We start from the raw sequence: 21,916 nt of genomic DNA on the forward strand, positions 1-21,916 counted from the left end.
AGGGTCCGGCCGCCCGTCCTCCAGGGCCTGGTCAGGGGCCGGACAGGGGGCTGCCGGGGCCGAACCAGAAGCTGACCTTAAATCACGAGCGGTTCGCCCCACCCCTATTGACGTGCTGCATTGGTCTCTACCAATGTGGGGGTGCCGCGGCACTCCCCCACTGTCCTGGCGGCGTGCTCCGTGCTGCCGCCCCACGTCAAGGAGGACCCGCCCATGAGGCGCGTCACCCTGCCCACCCTCGTAGCCACCACGCTACTGACCGGCGTCGTTCTGCCGCTCTCGCTCCCCACGGGTGCGCAGGCCGCCAGCGGGATCACCGGGCTGGTCGCCACCCTGACCCAGCCGCAGACCTGGCAGAGCGGCTTCGAGGCCGACTACACGATCACCAATGACACGAAGGCGACCGTCAACTCCTGGTCCCTCGCCTTCGACCTGCCCACCGGCGAGAGTGTCAGCAGCACCTGGAACGGCACCCTGACCAGCACGGCGACCAGTACCGGCACCCACTACACGGTCACCTCGCCGAGCTGGGCCGCGCCGCTGGCCCCCGGGGCGAGCGCCCCGGCGGTCGGGATGGACATCGCCACCACCGGCACCCAGGTGCCGCCGGCCAACTGCCTGATCAACAACCAGCCGTGTGCCGGTGTGCCGGTCAGCAACACCCCGCCCACCGTCCCCGCCGGACTGGCGGTCTCCGGCACCGGCCCGGACGCGGTCTCGCTCTCCTGGAACGCCTCCACCGACCCCTCGGGGGTGGCCGGCTACAACGTCTACGAGGGCTCCTCGGTGGTCGCCTCCACCACCACCGCGACCAAGGTCACGGTCAACGGCCTGCTGGCGGGCAGCAGTCACACCTTCACCGTCACCGCCTTCGACGCGCTCGGCAACGAATCCGCGCAGTCCGCCCCGGTGACCGGCGTCGCGGGCAGCGGCACCTCCCCCGGCGTGGCCGCCCCCTTCGTCGACCTGGGCGCCTACCCCACCCCCAACCTGGCGCAGATCGCCCAGACCACCGGCCTCAAGCAGTTCTCGCTGGGCTTCATCGTGAACGGCACCACGCCCTGCACGGCCAGCTGGTTCAACGCCTACGACCCCGGCACCGGCTGGGACAAGGCGGACTTCGACGCCGTCCGGGCCGCGGGCGGCGACGTGCGCCCGTCCTTCGGCGGCGCCAACGGCACCGAGCTGGCCCAGTCCTGCACCGACGTGCCGACCCTGACCGCCCAGTACCAGAAGGTGGTCGACGCCTACGGGCTGGACCGGATCGACTTCGACATCGAGGGCTCCGCGGTCTCCGACCACGCCTCGGTGGACCGGCGCTCGGCCGCGATCGCCGCCGTGCAGGCCGCCCAGCGGGCCAAGGGCCGTGACCTCAAGGTCACCCTGACCCTGCCGGTGCTGCCCAGCGGGCTGACCACCGACGGCGTCTACATCCTGCAGTCCGCCAAGGCCGCGGGCGTCACCGTGGACGCGGTCAACGTGATGGCGATGGACTTCGGCGACACCGAGGCGCCCAACCCGTCCGGCCAGATGGGCGCCTACGCGATCAAGGCGGCGCAGTCCACCCAGGCCCAGATCGCCCAGGTCTGGCCGAACCTGACCACCGCGCAGACCTGGGCCATGGTCGGGGTCACCCCGATGCTGGGCCAGAACGACAACGCGGACGAGGTGTTCGGTCTGAACGACGCCCAGCAGCTGCTCACCTTCGCGCAGCAGAACCACTTGGGCGAGCTGTCGTTCTGGGAGGTCACCCGGGACGGCAACGCCTGCACGGGCAGCCTGTTCAAGTGCACCAACATCCAGCAGACGCCGTACCAGTTCTCCAAGCTCTGGGCCACCTACCAGGGCTGAGCGCTCCCGGCGTCCGTCCACCCGGCCGAGCCCCCCGACCCGGCGAACGGGTCGGGGGGCTCGGTCACCCGCGCGGGGCGATCAGGCCCAGCTGGAGTGCAGCGGCTTGCCCTCGGCGTAGCCGGCCGCGCTCTGCACGCCGACGATCGCCTTCTCGTGGAACTCCTCCAGGCTGGCGGCCCCGGCGTAGGTGCAGGAGCTGCGGACGCCCGCGATCACCGAGTCGATCAGGTCCTCGACGCCCGGGCGGGCCGGGTCCAGGAACATCCGCGAGGTGGAGATGCCCTCCTCGAAGAGCGCCTTGCGGGCCCGGTCGTACCCGGACTCGTCGGCCGTGCGGTTGAGCACCGCGCGGGCCGAGGCCATGCCGAAGCTCTCCTTGTACTGGCGGCCGTCGGCGGTGGTCTGCAGGTCGCCGGGCGACTCGTAGGTGCCGGCGAACCAGGAGCCGATCATCACGTTGGAGGCACCGGCGGCCAGCGCCATCGCGACGTCACGCGGGTGGCGCACGCCGCCGTCCGCCCAGACGTGCTTGCCCAGGCGGCGTGCCTCGGCGGCGCACTCCAGCACCGCGGAGAACTGCGGGCGGCCGACGCCGGTCATCATCCGGGTGGTGCACATGGCGCCCGGGCCGACCCCGACCTTCAGGATGTCGGCACCGGCCTCGACGAGGTCGCGCACACCGGCGGCGGAGACCACGTTGCCCGCCACGATCGGGATCCGCGGGTCCAGCCCGCGCACCGCGCGCAGCGCGCTGATCATCGACTCCTGGTGGCCGTGCGCGGTGTCCACCACCAGCACGTCGGCACCGGCGTCGATCAGCGCCTTGGCCTTGCCTGCCACGTCGCCGTTGATGCCGACGGTGGCGGCGACCCGGAGCTTGCCGCCCGCGTCGACCGCCGGGGTGTAGAGGGTGGCGCGCAGCGCGCCCTTGCGGGTCAGGATGCCGACCAGCTCGCCCGCCGCGTCGACGACCGGCGCCAGCTTGCGGTGCCCCTCGTTGAGCTTCTCGAAGGCGGCCCGCGGGTCGATGTCCGACTCCAGCAGGAGCAGGTCGCGGGACATCACCTGGGCGAGGCTGGTGAACCGGTCCACGCCCTGGCAGTCGCCCTCGGTGACCACACCGACCGGCTTGCCGTCCTCGACCACGACCAGGCCGCCGTGGGCGCGCTTGGGCAGCAGCGCCAGCGCGTCGGCGACGGTGGCGCTCGGCGCCAGCGTGATCGGGGTGTCGAAGACCAGGTGGCGCTGCTTGACCCAGCCGATCACGTCGGCGATGACCTCGGTCGGGATGTCCTGCGGGATGGCCACCAGGCCGCCGCGGCGGGCCACGGTCTCGGCCATCCGGCGCCCGGCGATCGCGGTCATGTTGGCGACCACCAGCGGGATGGTGGTCCCGGTGCCGTCGTTGGAGGAGAGGTCGACACCCTGCCGGGAGCCCACGGCGGAACGGCTGGGGACCATGAAGACGTCGTCGTACGTCAGGTCGTACGCGGGCTTGAGGTCGTTCAGGAAGCGCATGAATGGGGCTCTCTGGCTGGGAGAAAAGTACACCTCAGGTGCGGATGCGGCTCGGCCGCAGGGCGCACTCGGGCGCCCCGCACCCAACCGTCGATCCTGACTGATCCCCGGCTCGAAAGCCAGTTCACACGCGATCCTTGAAGATCCACACAAGGGAGATCACCAGAGCGGCGGATGGCCTTGGAGGAAGCTCCAAAGGCAGCGGGCTTGCCATGGCCGCTCACCACGGCTGCGGAACGGCCGAAGCCGGCTGACGGGATTCCGTCAGCCGGCTTCGGGTGTCTCGGTCGGTCAGGCTCGCGCCGGCGGCGTCAGGCTCGCGCGGACGCGGGCTCCTCGGCCACCTCGCGCTCGGCCTCGGCCTCCGCGAGCTCCTGGCGGATCTGCGCCAGCGACGGGTTCGCCCAGGCGCTGCGCACGCCGAAGGCGTAGAAGGCCAGGCCGATCAGGGCGACCACCAGCAGGTCCCAGCCCTCGGGCAGGTAGCCGTGGCCGCCGTAGTCCTTGGACCCGGCCCACGAGGTGCCGGCCATCACCAGCAGGTAGCCGATCACCCAGACACCGGCCTTCAGGTGCGGCTTGATCTCGGCCCACGGCTTGCGCAGCTCGTACCAGGCCCAGATCGGCAGGCCGGCGGCCATCAGGAAGATCACCTTGCCGGTCAGCGGCCAGCGGGCCCAGTAGAGCACCAGCGAGCCGAAGATCATGGCGATCGGGGCGATCACCGGCATCGCCCGCAGCTTGACCGGGCGGTGCAGGTCCGGGGCCAGGCGGCGCAGCGCCATCACGGCAACCGGGCCGGTGATGTAGGAGATCACCGTGGCGACCGAGACGATCTCGGCCAGCGAGCCCCAGCCGCGGAAGACCGCGAGGAAGAGGAAGGCGATGAAGAGGTTGAGCAGCAGCGCCGGGCGCGGGATGCCGGTCTTGGGGTCGACCCGGCCGAAGATCGAGGGCAGCTGCCCGTTCTCCTGCACGCCCTGGATCATCCGCGAGGTGGTGGCGGCGTAGATCATGCCGGTCCCGGTGGGCGAGATGAAGGCGTCCGCGTAGAGCAGCATGGCCAGCCAGTTCAGGCCCCAGGCCATCGACAGGTTGGCGAGCGGCGAGTCGTAGTTCAGACCGCCCCAGCCGTTGGCCAGGTCGTGGGAGGGCACCGCGAGCAGGAAGGCGCACTGCAGCGCGATGTAGATCACCAGCGCGATCAGGATCGAGCTGATCACCGCCTTGGGCAGCGACTTGCCCGGGTTGCGGGCCTCGCCCGCCAGGTTCAGCGGGGACTGGAAGCCGTTGTAGGCCCAGACGATGCCGGAGAGCGCGACGGCGGTGAACACCGAGCTCCAGCCGTTGGGGGTGAAGCCCCCGTGGTCCTGGAGGTTGTGGGTGTCGAAGTGCGCCAGCAGCAGGCTGCCCGCGGTCAGCGTCGGCACGACCACCTTGAAGACGGTGATCGCGGTGTTGGTCTTGGCGAAGAGCGTGATCGCGAACCAGTTGAGCAGGAAGTACCCGATCAACAACACGCTCGCCAGGGCCACGCCGGTGCCGGTCAGCTCCTTGCCGTTGTACAGGTGGTGCGCCCAGCCGAAGTGCCAGGAGCTCATGTACTGCACGGAGGCGGTGGCCTCGCCCGGGATCACCGAGACGATGGCGATCCAGTTGGCCCAGGCTGCGAGGTAACCCGTCAGCGAGCCGTGCGAGTACTGGCCGTACCGCACCATGCCGCCGGCCTTGGGGAACATCGAGCCCAGCTCGGTGTAGGTCAGGGCGATGGTGAGGGCCACCGCGGCGCCGATCACCCAGGCGATGATCGCGGCCGGCCCGGCCAGGCGGGCCGCGCGCTCGGCGCCGAACAGCCAGCCGGAGCCGATGATCGAGCCCAGGCCCACGGCCGTGAGGCTGATCGTGCCGAGCGTGCGGCGGTAATTCTGGGACGCAGTCCCCGACTCGGGCGCGCTCAACGTATCGTCCTCCGTCTTGTCCCCAGGCGCCCCGGGTTGGGCCCTGTGCTTGGTGGCCCAGGGTCCGCGGGGCGCGACGGCCTGCCGGATGCAGGGGCCGCCGGCGGCGGGGTCCGCGGCTCGCAGCTGCTGCAGGTTGCAGGGTCGGCGAACGGCGCGGCCTGGGCCGGGCAATCTGGCCCAAGTTAGGCGACGAAAGCGGACGTAAGCCTCAGATCAAGCTCAAATCGTCCGATCGTTGTCATCTCGTGTCCGTTTTTCGTTCACTCGGACGAACAGCGTACAGGGGTCGCCACCTGGGCGTATGCCGATCACCGGGCCGCGCCGCGCCGCGATCCCCAAGAGATGGCCAAACCTCTCAAAAGATGGCCAAGCCTTTCAACAGGATGTTGACGGCACTGGGTGGCCGATCTACGTTTCTCCCATCCGGAACTTTTCTTCCACCATGTGGAATCGATCGGCATCGACCGTGCAGCGGCCACGCCGCCTTCCGGCCCACCACCCCCGCATCCGAAAGGAGTGCCCCGATGAATCTCGCACCGCGGGAGATCGACAAGCTCTACGTCTACGTGGTGGCCGAGCTGGCGCGGCGGCGCCGTGACCGCGGCGTCAAGCTGAACTACAGCGAGGCCGTGGCCCTGATCAGCGAGGCGATCCTGGAGTCGGCCCGGGACGGCCACACGGTGGCCGAGTGCATGGAGATCGGCAAGAAGGTCGTCACCACCGACGAGGTGATGCCCGGGGTGCGGGAGATGCTGCCGCTGCTGCAGATCGAGGCGGCCTTCGTGGACGGCACCAAGCTCGTCTCCTGCCACGACCCGGTCGGGGTCTGAGCCGTGCCGACGGCTGGAGACACGGCACTGGACCCGGCGGCGGCACGGGCGACCGCGACCGGGGCCGCGACCGGCAGCGCGGGCGAGGCCGCGCTGGTGCTGGTCGGCGGGCACGAGAGCGGCGGCGGCGAGCGGTTGCGGGCGCTGGCCGGGGGCCGGTCCGAGTGGCGCGCGGTCGGGCCCGGCCGCGCGCTGGCGGGCGCGGTCGCCGCGCTGCTGGCGCAGTCCGACCGCCCGGTCTGCGTGGTCCCGATGAGCCTGGGCCGCGATCCGCGACTGATCGCCGACACCGCGCGGACGCTGCGCTGGCTCTCCGGCCCGGCGAACAGCGGGCGGCTCGCGCTCGCCGAGCCGTTCGGCGGCACCGAGCACCTGATCGGCTGGCTGCGCGGCGGCACCGGCCGCGCCCTGGCGGCGCCGGAGGGAGCCCCGGCGGGAGGCACCGGGACGGCGGGCGACGGGGCCGCGGGCGAGCAGGCGGCGGGCGAGCCGACCGCGATCCTGCTGACGGCGCCGGCCGCCGGGCCCTTCGAGGACGCGGAGCTGTTCCGGATCGCCCGCCTGGTGCGCCAGTACCGCACGCACCGCTGGGTCGAGGTCGCCTTCGAGAACGGCGACCCGAGCCCGGCCGAGGGCGTCGAGCGCTGCCGGCTGCTCGGCGCGCGGCGGGTCGTCCTGCTGCCGGCCGCCTTCGGAGCCGCGCCCGTGGTCCCCGGCGCCGAGGACGGCGGGCCGCTGCTCAGCTCCCGCGCCGTCGCGGGCGTGCTGCGGGCCCGGGCCGCCGGCGCGGTGGGCCGGCTGCTCCAGGGCGTCGACGGCATCGCCGCCGGGCTCGACGCCGAGCACGGACACGGGTTCCCGCACTCGCACAACTCCCTGGCGCCCCACCGCCATTGAACGGCGTCGCGGCGCCCCAGCAGCAGCACTCCCCTCCCTTCCCCCGCTCACGTACCCACCCCCCACGTCCGAAGAGAGATGCCCGATGTCAGGCAGTGCCCGGTACCTGTACGGAGACGATCCGGTCGAGCTGAACGCCGGCCGGCCGAAGGCCAGGCTGACGGTGAGCAACACCGGCGACCGAGCGGTGCAGGTCGGCTCGCACTACCACTTCTTCGAGGTGAACCGGGCGCTGGACTTCGACCGCAACCGGGCCTACGGCATGCACCTGGACCTGCCGGCCGGCACCGCCGTGCGGTTCGAGCCCGGTGACACCCGCGAGGTGGAGCTGACCACCTACGCCGGCCACCGGCGCCTGGTGGGCTTCAGTGGGCTGGTCGACGGCGGCCTCGGCTCGGCCGACACCCGGGTCAGGGCGCTGGAGCGCGCCGTGGCACGCGGCTTCCTGGGGGCGCGGCGCGAGCCCGTCCCGGGCGTCCGGGGCACGGGCGAGCACGGCGGGGGCGAGTCCTGATGGCGCTGATCCCCCGCAAGCAGTACACCGACCTGTTCGGTCCCACCGTCGGCGACCGCTTCCACCTGGCGGACACCAACCTGGTGGTCGAGGTCGAGCAGGACTTCAACCAGGGCCACTACGGCGACGAGGCGGTCTACGGCGGCGGCAAGGGCATCCGGGACGGCATGGCGCAGGACCCGGCCGCCACCAACCTGCAGGGCGCCCTCGACCTGGTGATCACCAACGTGGTGGTGCTGGACCCGGTGCTCGGCGTCGTCAAGGGCGACCTCGGGGTCAAGGACGGCTTCATCGCCGCCGTCGGCAAGGCGGGCAACCCCCGGCTGCAGAGCGGCGTGCACCCCAAGCTGGTGATCGGCCCGGGCACCGAGGTGATCTCGGGCGAGCACCTGATCGCCACCGCGGGCGGGATCGACACCCACATCCACTTCATCGCCCCGCAGCAGGCGCAGGAGGCGCTGAGCAACGGCATCACCACCCTGATCGGCGGCGGCACCGGCCCCTCGGACGGCACCAACGGGACCACCTGCACCCCGGGGCCGTGGAACATCGGGCGGATGTACCAGGCGGTGGAGGACCTGCCGGTCAACGTCGGCCTGCTGGGCAAGGGCAACGCCGCGCTGCCCCAGGCGCTGCGCGAGCAGGTCGAGGCGGGCGTCTGCGGGCTGAAGGTGCACGAGGACTGGGGCACCACGCCCGCCGCGATCGACACCGCGCTGTCGGTGGCCGACGAGTACGACGTGCAGGTGGCGATCCACACCGACACCCTCAACGAGTCCGGCTTCTTCGAGGACACCCTGTCCGCGATCGACGGCCGCACCATCCACACCTTCCACACCGAGGGCGCCGGCGGCGGCCACGCACCGGACATCATGCGGATCGCCGGCGAGCCCAATGTGCTGCCCTCCTCGACCAACCCGACGCTGCCCTACACGGTCAACTCGATCGACGAGCTGCTCGACATGGTGATGGTCTGCCACCACCTGAGCCACGACATCCCCGAGGACGTCTCGTTCGCCGACTCGCGGGTGCGCAGCGAGACGGTGGCCGCCGAGACGGTGCTGCACGACGAGGGGGTGATCTCGATCTTCTCCTCGGACTCGCAGGCGATGGGCCGGGTCGGCGAGTCCTTCGCCCGGGCGTTCCAGACCGCGCACCACTGCAAGGACCAGCGCGGCAAGCTGGCCGAGGACAGTGAACGCCACGACAACGCCCGGGTGCTGCGCTACCTGGCCAAGCTGACCATCAACCCGGCCATCGCCGCGGGCACCGCCGAGCACATCGGCTCGCTGGAGCCCGGCAAGCTGGCCGACATCGTGCTGTGGCCGATCAACTCCTTCGCCGCCAAGCCGAAGCTGGTGATCAAGGGCGGCCTGATCAACTGGGCGCTGATGGGCGATCCGAACGCCTCGCTGCCCACCACCCAGCCGATCTACTACCGGCCGATGTACGGGGCGTACGGGCGCGCCCGGCAGGCGACCCGGGTCTCCTTCATGTCGCAGGCGGCCCTCGACCTCGGCGTGCCGGGCGGACTCGGCCTGGAGAGCCGGGTGCTGGCGGTGCGGCACTGCCGGACCGTGGGCAAGCAGCACATGGTGCGCAACAGCGCCACCCCGCGGATCGTGGTGGACCCGGACACCTACCAGGTCACCCTGGACGGGGTGCCGGCCACCATCGCGCCCGCCGAGACGCTGCCGCTCAACCAGCTCTTCTACCTCGCGTGAGCGCCGCGCCCACGCCCGCGCCGAGCCCGCTGTCGGCCCTGCTGGCCGGCCTGCAGCTGACCGACTCGGCGTTCCCCAGCGGCCGTTACACCCTCTCGCACGGCCTGGAGGGCTATCTGCAGGCCAAGCAGGTGGACCAGCAGAGCATGCCGGAGCTGCTGGCCGACCTGCTGCGCCACTCGGTCGGCCCGGCCGACGCCACCGCGCTGGCGCTGGCCCACCGGGCCGCCGAGGCCGGTGACTTCGCGGCGGTGGCCGAGGTCGACCAGCGGCTGCTCGCGAGCAAGCTCAACCGCGAGCTGCGCCAGGCCTGCGTGCGCACCGGGCGGCAGTTGCTGGACACCGCCCAACTCGCCCTTCAGAGCCCGCTGCTGGACCGGTACGCCGAGCTGGTGGCGGCCAAGGTGGCACCCGGCTGCCAGCCGGTGGCCGCCGGCGTCGCCTATGCGGCCGGTGGTGTGTCGGCCGAACAGGCGGTGGCCAGCGACCTGTTCGCCTTCGCCGTCAGCTTCACCGGAGCGGCGCTGCGCCTGCGGCTGACCGACCACCGCCGCGCCCAGTCGACGCTGCGGGCCACGGCGCCGGTGATCACCGAGGTCACCGCGGCGGCCCTGGGACGGGAGCTGGCCGACCTCGGCGGCTTCGCGCCGATCGCCGATGCCATGTCCGCACGCCACGAGCGGGCCGAGGCACGGCTGTTCGCCACATGACACCCCCTCAGGGGTCGGATCGAGCAGGAAGAGGACAGGACATGGCGGACGAGGTGCTGCGGGTGGGTGTCGCCGGGCCGGTCGGCTCCGGGAAGACGGCGCTGATCGAGGCGCTGGTCCCGGTGCTGATCGCCCGGGGCCGGCGGCCCGCGGTGGTCACCAACGACATCTACACCCAGGAGGACGCCCAGCACGTGCGCCGCAGCCTGGCCGGGGTGCTCGAGCCGGGGCGGGTGGTGGGCGTGGAGACCGGCGCCTGCCCGCACACCGCCGTCCGGGACGACCCGACGATGAACCTGGCGGCCGGGGCCGAACTCCTGGAGCGGTACCCGGACATCGACACCCTGCTCTACGAGTCGGGCGGCGACAACCTGACGCTCACCTTCAGCCCGGCACTGGTCGACATGTTCTTCTTCGTGCTCGACACGGCGGAGGGCGACAAGATGCCCCGCAAGCGCGGCCCCGGCATCACCGACTCGGACGTGCTGGTGATCAACAAGGTCGACATCGCCCCCTACGTCCGCTGCGACCTGGCGACGATGACCGCCGACGCGCATCGGGTCCGCGAGGGGCGCCCCGTGGTGCTCACCAACAGCCTGACCGGCGACGGTCTCGACCGCGTGGCGGAGCTGCTGGAGTCCTTCCGGCCGGTGCCCGCGTGAGCAGCCGGCTGGCGCCCGCGCACTACGAGCCGGCCCGGGTGCCCGCCGAGGTGCGCCGGCACGCGGGCCGGCCGGCCACCCTCGGCGTCGGCGCGCCCGGCAAGGTCGGACTGCTGGAGCTCGACTTCGAACAGGCGGGCGGGCGCACCGAGTTGGTCGGTCACTACCAGAAGTCGCCACTGCAGATCATGCGGCCGCTCTACTTCGACCCGGCCCGCCCGGACCTCGCGATCACCTATCTGATGTCCACCGGCGGCGGCATCGTGCAGGCCGACCGGCTGCGCCTGGACCTGCGGTGCGGCGCCGGCACCGCCGTCCACCTCAGCACCCAGGCGGCCACCCGGATCCACTCGATGACCACCGACTACGCCACCCAGCAGGTCCACCTGAGCGCGGGCGAGGGGGCCTACGTCGAGTACCTGCCCGAGCCGGTGATCCCGTTCCGGGAATCGCGGTTCTACCAGCGCACCGTGATCAGCGCCGACCCCTCGGCCACGGTGCTGGCCTGGGAGACCGTCCTGGCGGGCCGGCTGGCGCACGGCGAGCGCAACGCCTACCGGGTGTTCGCCGCCGACCTGGAGTGGCGCCGGCCCGACGGGCGCCTCCTCGCACTGGACACCGTGCGCCTGACACCCGCCGCCGGTCCCGACGGGGTCGAGGGCCCCGCGGTGCTGGGCGGGCACGACCTGGTCGCCACCCTCTACGCCGTCACCCCGTTGGCACCGGCGGCCGAGGTCGCCGAGGTGCTGCACCGGGCCCTGGCCGGCAGCGGCCTGCTGTACGGGGTCAGCGTGCTGCCCGAGGAGGCCGGGGCCTGGGTCCGGCTGCTGGGCGGCGACTCCCCCACCGTCGGCGCGGCCCTGCACCACGCCTGGGACGCCGTGCGCCGGCTGCTGATCGGCGTGCCGGCGCCCGCCGTGCGCAAGTCCTGACGAACCGTCACCTCCTCACCCCGACGAACTGACGAACCGTCACCGCGAAGGACAGGCGCGGCAACCCGAACCGGAGAATCCTCGGATGCCAACCACGCTCGACACGGGCAACACCGCCTGGCTGATGGCCAGCACCGCGATGGTGCTGCTGATGACCCCCGGCCTGGCCTTCTTCTACGGCGGCATGGTCAAGACCAAACACGTGCTGGTGATGCTCAAGATGAGCTTCGTCTGCCTGGCCCTGGTCACCCTGCTCTGGCTGGCGATCGGCTACAGCCTGGCCTTCGGCAAGGACGTCGGGGGCCTTGGCCTGATCGGCTCCCCGGCCCACTGGATGATGCACGACGTCGGCCTGGACAGCCGCACCGGCTCCATCCCGACCGTGATCTTCTCCTGCTTCCAGATGGCCTTCGCCATCATCACCGTGGCGCTGATCAGCGGCTCGATCGCCGGCCGCGCCACCATGCGCGGCTGGCTCTGGTTCGTCGTCGCCTGGACGCTCTTCGTCTACGTGCCCATGGCGCACTGGGTGTTCGCGCCCGACGGCTGGATCACCCGGCACCTGGGGGCGCTCGACTTCGCCGGGGGCCTGCCGGTGGAGATCAACTCCGGTGCGGCCGGGCTTGCGGTGGCAATCGTGGTCCGCAAGCGCAGGGACTTCGAGCGCGAGCCGATCCGCCCGCACAACCTGCCGCTGGTGGTGGTCGGCCTCGCGCTGCTCTGGTTCGGCTGGTTCGGCTTCAACGCCGGTTCCGCGCTGCAGGACGTGCACAACGCGCCGATGGCCTTCCTCAACACCCAACTGGCCGCCTGCGGCGCGATGGTGGGCTGGCCGCTGATCGAGAAGTGGCGGCTGGGGCACGTCGAGATGCTGGGGGTCGCCTCGGCGGCGGTGGCCGGCATGGTCGCCATCACCCCGGCCTGCGGCGAGGTCTCGCCGGTGGGCGCGCTGGTGATCGGCTTCGTCGCCGGTGTGGTCTGCGCCTTCGCGATCAACCTCAAGTACAAGATGCGCTACGACGACACGCTCGACGTGGTGGGCGTGCACGGCTGGGGCGGCATCGTGGGCACCCTGGCCATCGGCCTGTTCGCCACCGCCCGGATGAGCGGCCGCAAGGGCCTGTTCTACGGCGGCGGCCTCGACCTGCTGTGGCGCCAGGCGGTCGCCGTGCTGGCCTGCGCGGCCTTCTCCTTCGGGGTGACCTGGCTGATCGCCCAGGCCGTGGAGAAGACGGTCGGCTTCCGGGCCGCCGAGGAGTACGAGCACGTGCCCGGCGCGGAGGAGGAGCAGGCCTACGACGACGAGACGATCGCCGAGATCCGCCGGCGCCTGGTCGCCGCCCGGGTGCCCGTCCCGGTCGGCGCCGAGGAGACCGGGGACCGGAGCCCGGCGGCGGACGCCGCGCTGCTGGCCGAGCTGCGCGCGGTGCTGACCCGACGGGAGCAGGAGAAGTGACGAACAGCGGGGACAGCGCCTGGCTGATGATGGCCGCCGCCATGGTGCTGCTGATGGCGCCGGGCCTGGCCTTCTTCTACGGCGGCATGGTGCGCACCGGCCAGGTCATCGCGATGCTCAAGATGTGCTTCGGCTGCGTGGTGCTGGTGAGCGTCATCTGGTTCACCGTCGGCTACTCGCTCGCGTTCGGCACCGACGTCGGCGGGCACGGGCTGATCGGCGGGCTCGACCACGTCTTCATGACCGGTGTCGGGCTCGACTCGCGCACCGGCGACACCCCCACCGTGACCTTCTCGGTGTTCCACATGTCCTTCGCCATCGTGACCGTGGCCCTGATCAGCGGCTCGGTGGCCGGGCGCGCCACCATGCGCGGCTGGCTGGTCTTCGTCTGCGCCTGGACCCTGCTGGTCTACGTCCCGATGGCGCACTGGGTCTTCGCGCCGGAGGGCTGGGTGGCCCGGCAGGTCGGCGCGGTCGACTTCTCCGGCGGCACGGTGGTCGAACTGAGCTCCGGCGCGGCCGGGCTGGCACTGGCGGTGGTCGCCGGGCGGCGCGCGGACTTCGAGCGCCAGCCGATCCGGCCGCACAACCTGCCGCTGGTGGTGATCGGCCTGGCGCTGCTCTGGTTCGGCTGGTTCGGCTTCAACACCGGCTCGTCGCTGGGTGTGCCGGGCGCGGCGGCGATGGGCTTCGTCAACACCCAGCTGGCCGCGGGGGCCGCGATGGCGGGCTGGGCGGTGACCGGCTACTGGCGCACCCGGCAGGTCGGCCTGCTCGACATGTGCATGGGCGCGGTCACCGGCATGGTCGCGATGACGCCGGCGGCCGGCGACGTGACGCCCGCCTGGGCCGCCGCGATCGGCTTCCTGGCCGGACTGACCTGCGCCTTCGCGATCAGCTGGAAGTACCGGTTCGGGGTGGACGACACACTGGACGTGGTCGGCATCCACGGCTGGGGCGGGCTGTTCGGCATGGTGATGGTGGGGCTGGCGGCCACCGGCGTGATGACCGGGAAGAAGGGCGTCTTCTACGGCGGCGGCTGGGACCTGCTGGGCAAGCAGCTGGTGGCGGTGCTGGTGCTCGGGCTCTTCTCGTTCGGGATGACCGCGCTGATCGGCAAGCTGGTGGACCTGACGGTGGGGCTGCGCCAGTCCAGCGCGGCCGAGGAGCACGAGCAGGTCTACCAGAACGACTGGGACGCGCAGTTCAAGGAGATCGCGGACGCACTGCGGGGCGACTCCGAGGGCTCGCGCGGCGGCCCGGGCGGCGAGGGGGCGGACGCGAGCGCGCTGCTCGACCAGGTGCGCCGGATGCTGGCGGCCGACCCGCAGCGGCTGGGCGAGTAGGGCCTGCCGGAACGCCGTCGCCCCGGGCCCGCGCCGGGTCCGGGGCGACGGCGTTCCGGTCGGCCAGGTCCTAGGTGTTCTGACCCGCGAGGTCGGCGGTCACGGCGTCGAACACCGCCTGGGTGGACTCCCCGGTGAGGAAGAAGTGACCGCCCGGGAAGAGCCGCACCGAGCTGTCGGCGGTGGTGGTGCCCGCCCAGCGCTCCAGCTCCTCGACCGTCACGGAGTCGTCCTGCCCGCCGAGGACGGAGACCGGGCAGGCCAGCTGCGGGCCGGCCGGGGGCCGGAAGGACTCGTAGACGGCGTAGTCGGCCCGCAGCGTCGGCAGGATCAGCTCCAGCAGGCCCGCGTTCTCCAGCACCTCCTCCGGGGTGCCGCCCATCTCGCGCAGGTCCTGGACCAGCTGCGCGTCCGACCAGCGCGCCCGGCCCGGCTTGCGCGGGGCCGAGCCCGGACCCGGGCAGCCGCTGAGCGTCAGCCGGGTGGGCGCCTGCGGGCCGGTCCGCGGGGCGGCCATGGCGATGCCGTAGGCGATCAGTGCGCCCATGCTGTGCCCGAAGAGCGCGTAGGGACGGTCCAGCAGCGGCCGTATCGCCGCGAAGAGCTGCTCGACGACCTGCCCGTAGTCCGTCAGGTGCGGCTCGGCCAGCCGCGCCTCACGGCCCGGCAGCTGGACGGCGAGCACCTCGACATCGGCGGGCATGGCGGCCGGCCAGTCGCGGTAGAGCAGGGCGCCGGCACCGGCGGGGTGGAAGCAGAAGAGCCGACGGCGGGCCTGCGGTCGGGCGACCACCGGGCGGACCCAGGCGCCGGTGGAGTTGGTGGGGTTCATGGGCAGCAGAGACATGAGGGGAGCCTTTCAGGTATCGCCGACGCAGGCAAAGGTCCGGCCTGCCGCCCCGGTCACACCTGGTCGGCCGGTGGAACGGGCCCGGGCCGCGATGGTCCCCGCCATCGCGGCCCGGCCCTGCGGTGGGCCACCGCTCTCCCCTACGATCGCCCACCGGGTCCGCTGCTGATCAGGTCAGCACGTGCCCTGGTCCGTCCACACGGCCCAGGAGCCCGGCGCGCCCGGGGCGGCCCCGGTCGAGTACCAGGTCGAGAGCCACTTGTGGCCGTTGTAGGAGACCTGGTCGCCCGGTGCGTACGAGCTGCTCGCGCTCCACGCCGTCAGCCCGGTGCAGCCACCGCCGCCGCCGGTGGCGACGGTCCAGCTGAAGCTGGTGCTGCCCGAGGCGCTGCCCGAGCTCGCCGTCACCGTCACGTTCGAGGTACCGGCCGTGGTCGGCGTCCCCGAGACCACACCGGCGGAGCTGATCGACAGACCCGCCGGCAGCCCGGTCGCACTGTAGGTCAACGCCTTGCCCGCCGAGTCGGAACCGGAGACCGCCAGCGACACCGCGGTGCCCACCGTGCTGCTCTGACTGCCCGGGTTGGTCACCGTGACGGTCTCGGTGGTCGTGGTCCCCGCGGTGAAGCCGCTCACGCCGTTCGGGGTGCCGAGGCCGGTCGGGCCGTCGTAGCCCGGGCCCGCGGTGCAGAAGTAGGACGGCGAGCAGCTGCCGTTGTTGCCGGTGGTGACGTCGTTGAAGCTGCTCGTGTGGTTGTAGGGGTACTGGTTGGCGCGGTCGCCCGGGTTCGGGGCGCCGGCCAGCGCCCAGGCCGAGGCGATGATCGGGGAGGCCGCGCTGGTACCGCCGTAGACGGCCCAGCCGCTGCCGCCGTAGGTCTGGTAGACCGCGACGCCGGTGGCCGGGTCGGCGACCGCGGAGACGTCGGTCTCCATCCGGTTCGCGCAGCCCGTGTCGTGCTGCCAGGACGGCTTGGGGTCGTAGGCCGAGCAGCCGGAACCGGTGCCCTCGGAGGCACTGGTGTTCCAGACGCTCTCGCTCCAGCCGCGGGCGTTGGACGCCTTGGTCAGCGCGGTGCCGCCGACCGCGGTCACGTACTGCGAGGTCGCGGGGTACTCGGCACCGTAGTTGGAGTCACCGGCGCTGGCGGTGATCGCCACCCCGGGGTGGTTGAAGTACTGGCTGTCCGCACTGAGGTCGGAGGAGTCCTCGGAGCCGCCGTAGCTGTTGGAGACGAACTTGGCGCCCTGCGCGACGGCCTGGTTGACCGCGGTGCCCAGGTCGCTCATGTTCGCCGAGGCGGCCTCGACCAGCACGATGTGGCAGTTCGGGCAGACCGCGCTGACCATGTCGAGGTCGAGCGAGATCTCACCGGCCCAACCCGTGTCGGCGGTCGGGTAGTTGCTGCCGCCGTTCTCGTCGACCTTCTTGAAGCAGCCGTTCGCCGTGGTGCAGGCCGGCAGGCCGTACTGGGAGCGGTAGGCGGCCAGGTCCGACTCGGCGTTCGGGTCGTCCTGGGCGTCCACGATGCCGACCGTCTGGCCGGAGCCGCCCGTGGTGGGCAGGTTGTAGGCGCTGGCCAGGTCGGTCGGGCCGTAGCCGGAGTGGGCCGCGTCGGGCGAGAGCGCGAGCTGGTGGAGGTCGGTGCGCTTGAGCGCCAGGCAGGCCAGCTCACCCGGGTGGGTGGGCGCGGCGCACGAGCGGGTCACGGAGACCCCGGCGGAGCCGTCGGCCCCGGCGGACGGGACGGCGCTCGCGCTGCCGGCGAAGGCCGTGGACAGCGAGGCGACCAGCAGGCCGAGGACGGAGAGCGGTGCCAGTCGTGCGGATCGAGATCGGCGTTCCGTTGGGTGCTTGTCCATACGGACTCCTTGGCGGACATCGCCCTTGGTGTGGGGGCGGACGAGTGCTCGGCGGGCGGGGTCGCCCGCGAGCGCATCCCGCGCCGTCGGCGCGGCACCCGGGCACGGCGAACCGGGACCGGGGCGACGGCCGGGGCGGCAGAGGATGGCGGGCACGACGCGGTGTGAGAAGGGTGGGGGTCTGCGCATGCCGCGTCGAGCGCAAAACGTAGCCCGCGACCCCGGCCCGGTCAATGAATCGAAGTCAAAGTTCCACCCTTGCCCATGACTTGCGGTTCCGAGGGGGGACCCTTGACGGGCCGCCGTCATGGCTGTCCGTCGCCACCGGCCGCGCCGGGCGCGTTCAGCCCACCAGTCGACGGGCCGTCAGTTCGGTGCGGTCGCGCACGCCGAATCTTCGGTAGAGCCGGGTCAGGCTGCCCTCCACCGACTTGACCGAGACGTGCAGGGTGGTGGCGATCTGCCGGTTGGTCGCGCCGCCGCGCACCAGCTCGACGATCCGGCCCTCCAGGTCGCTGAGCGCGGGCGCGGGACCGTCGACCCCGTCCAGCCGGGCCAGCCGCTCCTGGGTGTGGGCCAGCCAGGGCAGGCAGCGCGCGGTGGCGAAGACCTCGGCCGCCGCTCGCAGGTCCGCCCGGGCGGCGGCCCGGCGCCTGGCCCGCCGCTCCAGGTCACCGAGGGTGAGCAGCGCGCGGGCGCGCTCCAGCGGGTAGGGGTGCGCACGCGGCAGCCGGGCGCGCAGTTCGTCGGCGGCGCCGCGCGGATCGCCGTCCCGCGCCGTCAGCAGCGCGCGGGCCCGGGCCAGTCCGAGCCGCAGCACCTGCCGGTCCAGCCGGGCGACCTCCGAGGTGGCCTCCTCCAGCGCCCGCCAGGCCTGTTCCGGCGCGCCCGAGGCGCACAGCGCCTCCACCAGGTCGGCGTCCACCAGGAAGAGCGCCGGATCGGTGTAGCCGAGCCCGCGCAGCAGCGAGCGGCAGCGGCCCAGGTGCTCGGCGGCCTGCGGGAAGCGTCCGCCGAGCAGGTCGGCGCGGCCCAGCAGGCCCACCGCGTAGGCGGCCCACTCGATGTCACCGGCCGCCTCGGCGGCGCGGACGGCGGCCGTGGCCAGCTCGGTGGCACGCTCGACGGTGCCGCCGTTGAGCTCGGCCGCCGCGCTGAGCACCAGTCCGGGCGCGGGGGTAGGCCCCAGCTCCCGGCGCAGCCGGCCCCCGTAGCGGCCGGCCTGGTAGGCCTGGGCGCAGCGCCCGGCCCGCTCGTTCGCCGAGGCGACCAGGTGCAGCACGTCGGCCAGGTCCTTGAGCCGCCCGGCGCCCTCCACCTCCCGGCGCAGCTCGTCGACCTCCGCCAGTGCCTCGGTGACCGACCCGGCGCGCAGCAGCCACACCACCCGGCAGCAGCGGACCTGGATCGAGGCGGCGGTCAGCGCGGCGGCCGGACGCCCGGCGGCGAGCGCGGCGGCCTGCCGCAGCGAGGGCAGCACCCGGTCGGGGCGCAGCTGCATCTCGATCGGGGTGCGCAGCGCGATCACCTCGATCTGCTGCTCGGGGTCGCCACTGTGCTGCGCGTGGCGCTCGGCCTCGGCGAGTTCGGCCAGGCCCAGGTCACAGCGCCCGGTGCTGAGCGCGTGCTCCGCGCGGTGCAGCTGGACGGCGGCACGCAGCCGCGGGTCCTCGCCGGCGTCCGCCTGCGCCGCGTCGAGCAGCGCGGGCACCGACGACCGGTCGCCGCCGGCCAGTTGCACCAGGAGCAGCCGCGCGCCCACCCGGGCTGCCCGGTTGGCGGTGCGCAGGACGGCCGCGCAGGCCTGCTCGGCGGCCTCGCCCTGGCCCGCGTCGTGCGCGTGACGGGCCGCGTCGAGCAGTCGGTCGGCGGCCAACTCCGGTTCGTCGGCCGTGCGTTCGGCGGCGAGGCGGGCCAGCTCGGCGGCCAGTGCGGGCGCCCCGCGATCGACCGCGATGCGTGCGGCGGCGGCCAGCTCGGCCGCCAGGCCCGGGTCCGGTTCGGGGCAGGCCAGCGCGCGGTGGCGGGCCCGCTCCAGCGGGTCCTCCAGCTCTGCCGCGAGGCGGGCGTGGCACTGCCGGCGCTCCTCCGGGGTGGCGTCGGCGTAGACCAGCTCACGCAGCAGCGGGTGGGCGAAGTGCGGCTCGCCGCCCGGCCCGTGGACCAGCAGGCCGGCGGCGAGCGCCGGGGCGAGCGCCTGCCGGTCGGCACCGGGGCGGGCTGCCTGTGCCGCATGATCTCCGTGAGCCCGATGATCTGCGTGAACGCCATGACCTGCGTGCGCCGCCTGATCTACGTGCGCCGCAGACAACCGGCTGACTGCGCCCAGCTGCAGCAACGCGTCGAGGGTCGCGCGCGGCAGCGTCGCCAGCCGGTCCGCGTGCGGGACGTGCAGTCTGCGCGGCACCGGCAGCGGGTCGTCGGCGCGGATCGCGGTCGGCAAGCGGCTTGCCGCCTGAGCGAGTTCGAGGGCGTAGCCGGGATTGCCGCCGCTGGCCAGCCTGATCCGCCCGGTGACCGGATCGCTCGGCGTCAGCCGGCCTCGGGTGCGCAGCAGTTCATCGATGACGGCGGGCGGCAGCGGGTTCAGCCCGAGTTCGGTCACGGGCTCCGGCAGCAGGTCGAGACAGCTGGGCTCGGCTCCCTCGGTGAGCCGCTCGGTGGCCAGCACCTGGACCCGGTGCCCGCCGATCCGGCGAGCGGCGAAGGAGAGCACCCGGGCGCTCTCCTGATCCAGGCAGTGCGCGTCGTCCAGGACCAGCAGCACCGGACGGCGCGCGGCCAGCGCCCGCAGCAGCTCCAGCACGGCGACTCGAAGGGCGAGTTGGTCCGCGGACCGATCGGCGGACCAGTCAGCGGACAGCGCCGAGCCCGACACCAACGCCGGGGCGCGCAGCAGCGCGACGTCCAGCGCGGCACGCAGGTGCGGGGCTATCAGCCCGTCGCCCGGCCCCCCGACCCGCGCGTCCGGCTCCGCGAGCGGGCCCGCGAACAGGTCGTAGAGCGCGAGATGCGGCAACCCGGCCTCCAGCGCCGAGGAACCGCTGCGCAGCACCAGCGTTCCGCTCGCGGACGCCTCGGCGGCCATGGCGTCCAGCACCGCGGACTTCCCGATCCCGCCCGGCCCGGTCAGCAGCACCGCGCCACCACCCGCGAGACCGGCCTGGCAACGCAGCAGGGTCGTCTCGCGACCCAGGAGAGCCGTCACGTCGTTCATGACGAAGAGTGTGGCGCCGAGGCGCTGCAATGGTCTAGTCCTTAAGCAATGTCCAGTTTATGACGGCTCGTCACCCATGGGTGTCTTCGCGGCCGGCTGAAGGAGCACCGCCGCTCTGCGGCTGAGCGCACGTCCCGAGTATCCAGGGACCGTCACGCCACCGACTCCCCGAAGCGCGGCAGCACAGTGCCCGGGGCGTCCAGCCAGAGGCGCTGAGCGTCGCCGGTCAGGGTGAGGCCGAACCTGCCGGGCCCGGGGCGGTCGTTGTCGAGCCACCAGCGATAGCCGGCTTCGGTCTCGTCCCAGAGCCGGCGGGGACCGTGCTGCCACACCGCGAACCGCGTTGCTTCCGGGTCCCCGTCCCAGTCGACCGCCGCCCATGAGGAAGCGTCGGTGGTGGCCAGCCACAGCCGCACCGCGACACCGTCCACGTCCGGATCGTGCTGCCGGGCGTGCCACACATCGCCGAGCCGGGAGCCCATGGCGAACTGGACATCGGCGTCCGATCCGGCCACGACCCAGGGGTCCAGGTCGGTCGTCGACTCGTCCGGCAGGTGGTCGTCACGCACCACGTCGCGGAAGATCCGCAGATCCGTGCGGTGCGAGCGCATCAGCATGAACGAGCCGTAGGGCATGAAACGGCCCTCGGCGCGGCCGTCGCCGACCACCAGGCGCAGCGTGCCCCAGCCGATCCACGGGTTCTCCCACGGCGTGAGGATGACCGCGCCGGGTCGCGCCTGAGCGAGCCAGGCCGTCGGTACCCGGTTGACCGCGCACGTGCTGATGATCCGATCGAAGGGCTGACGAGGAGGCCACCCTCCACCGCCGTCGGCGCAGACCACCTCGGGACGCAGGCCGGCGGCACCGAGCACGGTACGGGCGGTGGCAGCCACCTGGGCATCCACCTCGACCGAGGTCACGTTGGCATCGCCGAGACGGTACGCGAGAAGACCGGCGTTCCACCCCGTTCCCGTTCCGATCTCCAGCACCCGCATGCCCTCGCGGACATCGAGGTCTTCGAGCATCCGCACCACCACCGACGGCATGGACGCGGACGAGGACGGCCACACCACGCCCTCCCCCGGGGCCGCCCCGTCGTTCACCTGGGTGACCACAGGAGCGTTCGCACAGGAGGCCCGGAGCCAGCCGGCCGGGTCGTCCGCGCGGGCGAGCGGCTCGTTGTCGTCGCCGACCCAGATCCGATCGGGGATGAAGAGGTGACGGGGGACCGCGGTGAGCGCCTTGGCCCACTCGTCCGGGATCTCGTGCCCGAGGTCGGCCGTCACCGAGCGGAGCAGGCCGCGCGAGGCGGCCTGCTCGTCAAGCTGGGGATCGTGCGTCACTTCTTGTCGCCGTCCTTGTGCTTCGGGTCCGGCGTCGGCCGCTGCCCGTCCTTGGACGGCTTGTCCTTGCTGAAGTCCTTGTCTCCGCCGTGCTTGCCGCCGCCGGAGCTTCCACCCTTACCGGTTCCCCATCCCATATCTGCTCTCTCCTTGACTCGCTGGTCGATGCACTCGGTCAGGCCGCCGTGCGATTGCCGTCCGGCGGCATCGGACCGGGTATCGGCGGGCGGTGCGGCGGG

The 21,916-nt window shown here is 72.7% G+C and carries 17 protein-coding genes; 10 read left to right on the forward strand and 7 right to left on the reverse strand.

Annotation, left to right across the window (positions count from 1 at the left end):
- The first annotated feature begins 213 nt into the window (after window positions 1-213).
- Window positions 214-1,851: a cellulose binding domain-containing protein gene (locus OG294_RS07115; RefSeq protein ID WP_327065567.1), complete on the forward strand. Its 1,638-nt coding sequence runs from the start codon at window positions 214-216 to the stop codon at window positions 1,849-1,851.
- Window positions 1,852-1,932: 81 nt separating this feature from the next.
- Here OG294_RS07115 and OG294_RS07120 read toward each other — a convergent pair whose 3' ends face one another.
- Together OG294_RS07120 and OG294_RS07125 are read right to left on the reverse strand one after the other, a co-directional pair.
- On the reverse strand, window positions 1,933-3,372 hold the full coding sequence (locus OG294_RS07120; RefSeq protein ID WP_327065568.1) for a GuaB1 family IMP dehydrogenase-related protein: 1,440 nt from the start codon (window positions 3,370-3,372) through the stop codon (window positions 1,933-1,935).
- Between the two features lie 311 nt (window positions 3,373-3,683).
- The gene (locus tag OG294_RS07125; protein WP_327065569.1) at window positions 3,684-5,330 is read right to left on the reverse strand and encodes an APC family permease; all 1,647 of its coding nucleotides are present in this window, start codon (window positions 5,328-5,330) and stop codon (window positions 3,684-3,686) included.
- 527 nt (window positions 5,331-5,857) lie between these two features.
- Here OG294_RS07125 and OG294_RS07130 point away from each other — a divergent pair.
- From OG294_RS07130 to OG294_RS07170, 9 genes are all read left to right on the forward strand, one after another.
- Complete coding sequence (locus tag OG294_RS07130; RefSeq protein ID WP_327065570.1) at window positions 5,858-6,163, forward strand: urease subunit gamma; 306 nt, start codon at window positions 5,858-5,860, stop codon at window positions 6,161-6,163.
- Between the two features lie 3 nt (window positions 6,164-6,166).
- The gene (locus OG294_RS07135; RefSeq protein ID WP_327065571.1) at window positions 6,167-7,060 is read left to right on the forward strand and encodes a cobalamin biosynthesis protein CbiX; all 894 of its coding nucleotides are present in this window, start codon (window positions 6,167-6,169) and stop codon (window positions 7,058-7,060) included.
- 85 nt (window positions 7,061-7,145) lie between these two features.
- On the forward strand, window positions 7,146-7,574 hold the full coding sequence (locus tag OG294_RS07140; RefSeq protein WP_327065572.1) for an urease subunit beta: 429 nt from the start codon (window positions 7,146-7,148) through the stop codon (window positions 7,572-7,574).
- Window positions 7,574-9,298 (forward strand): urease subunit alpha, encoded by a 1,725-nt coding sequence (gene ureC / locus OG294_RS07145; protein ID WP_327065573.1) that lies wholly within the window; start codon window positions 7,574-7,576, stop codon window positions 9,296-9,298. The genes OG294_RS07140 and ureC overlap by 1 nt, the downstream gene beginning before the upstream one ends.
- On the forward strand, window positions 9,295-10,008 hold the full coding sequence (locus tag OG294_RS07150; protein ID WP_327065574.1) for an urease accessory protein UreF: 714 nt from the start codon (window positions 9,295-9,297) through the stop codon (window positions 10,006-10,008). Before ureC ends, OG294_RS07150 begins: the two co-directional genes overlap by 4 nt.
- Before the next feature lie 41 nt (window positions 10,009-10,049).
- On the forward strand, window positions 10,050-10,670 hold the full coding sequence (gene ureG / locus OG294_RS07155) for an urease accessory protein UreG (protein WP_327065575.1): 621 nt from the start codon (window positions 10,050-10,052) through the stop codon (window positions 10,668-10,670).
- Entirely contained in the window at window positions 10,667-11,602 is a 936-nt protein-coding gene (locus tag OG294_RS07160; RefSeq protein ID WP_327065576.1) for an urease accessory protein UreD, read from the forward strand. Before ureG ends, OG294_RS07160 begins: the two co-directional genes overlap by 4 nt.
- Window positions 11,603-11,687: 85 nt before the next feature.
- Window positions 11,688-13,058, forward strand: coding sequence for an ammonium transporter (locus OG294_RS07165; RefSeq protein ID WP_327065577.1), 1,371 nt, complete (start codon window positions 11,688-11,690; stop codon window positions 13,056-13,058).
- The gene (locus tag OG294_RS07170; protein ID WP_327065578.1) at window positions 13,055-14,404 is read left to right on the forward strand and encodes an ammonium transporter; all 1,350 of its coding nucleotides are present in this window, start codon (window positions 13,055-13,057) and stop codon (window positions 14,402-14,404) included. Before OG294_RS07165 ends, OG294_RS07170 begins: the two co-directional genes overlap by 4 nt.
- Before the next feature lie 70 nt (window positions 14,405-14,474).
- Here OG294_RS07170 and OG294_RS07175 read toward each other — a convergent pair whose 3' ends face one another.
- From OG294_RS07175 to OG294_RS07195, 5 genes are all read right to left on the reverse strand, one after another.
- The gene (locus tag OG294_RS07175; protein ID WP_327065579.1) at window positions 14,475-15,251 is read right to left on the reverse strand and encodes a thioesterase II family protein; all 777 of its coding nucleotides are present in this window, start codon (window positions 15,249-15,251) and stop codon (window positions 14,475-14,477) included.
- A 177-nt stretch (window positions 15,252-15,428) separates the two neighbouring features.
- The gene (locus tag OG294_RS07180; protein ID WP_327065580.1) at window positions 15,429-17,117 is read right to left on the reverse strand and encodes a hypothetical protein; all 1,689 of its coding nucleotides are present in this window, start codon (window positions 17,115-17,117) and stop codon (window positions 15,429-15,431) included.
- A 343-nt stretch (window positions 17,118-17,460) separates the two neighbouring features.
- Window positions 17,461-20,334, reverse strand: a complete 2,874-nt coding sequence (locus OG294_RS07185; protein ID WP_327065581.1) for a helix-turn-helix transcriptional regulator — start codon at window positions 20,332-20,334, stop codon at window positions 17,461-17,463.
- Window positions 20,335-20,486: 152 nt separating this feature from the next.
- Window positions 20,487-21,677, reverse strand: a complete 1,191-nt coding sequence (locus OG294_RS07190; RefSeq protein ID WP_327065582.1) for a methyltransferase domain-containing protein — start codon at window positions 21,675-21,677, stop codon at window positions 20,487-20,489.
- On the reverse strand, window positions 21,674-21,814 hold the full coding sequence (locus OG294_RS07195; protein ID WP_266295600.1) for a hypothetical protein: 141 nt from the start codon (window positions 21,812-21,814) through the stop codon (window positions 21,674-21,676). Before OG294_RS07195 ends, OG294_RS07190 begins: the two co-directional genes overlap by 4 nt.
- Between the last annotated feature and the right edge of the window lie 102 nt (window positions 21,815-21,916).

Origin of the sequence: Kitasatospora sp. NBC_01302 (assembly GCF_035976515.1) — a bacterium.
Taxonomy (GTDB): domain Bacteria; phylum Actinomycetota; class Actinomycetes; order Streptomycetales; family Streptomycetaceae; genus Kitasatospora.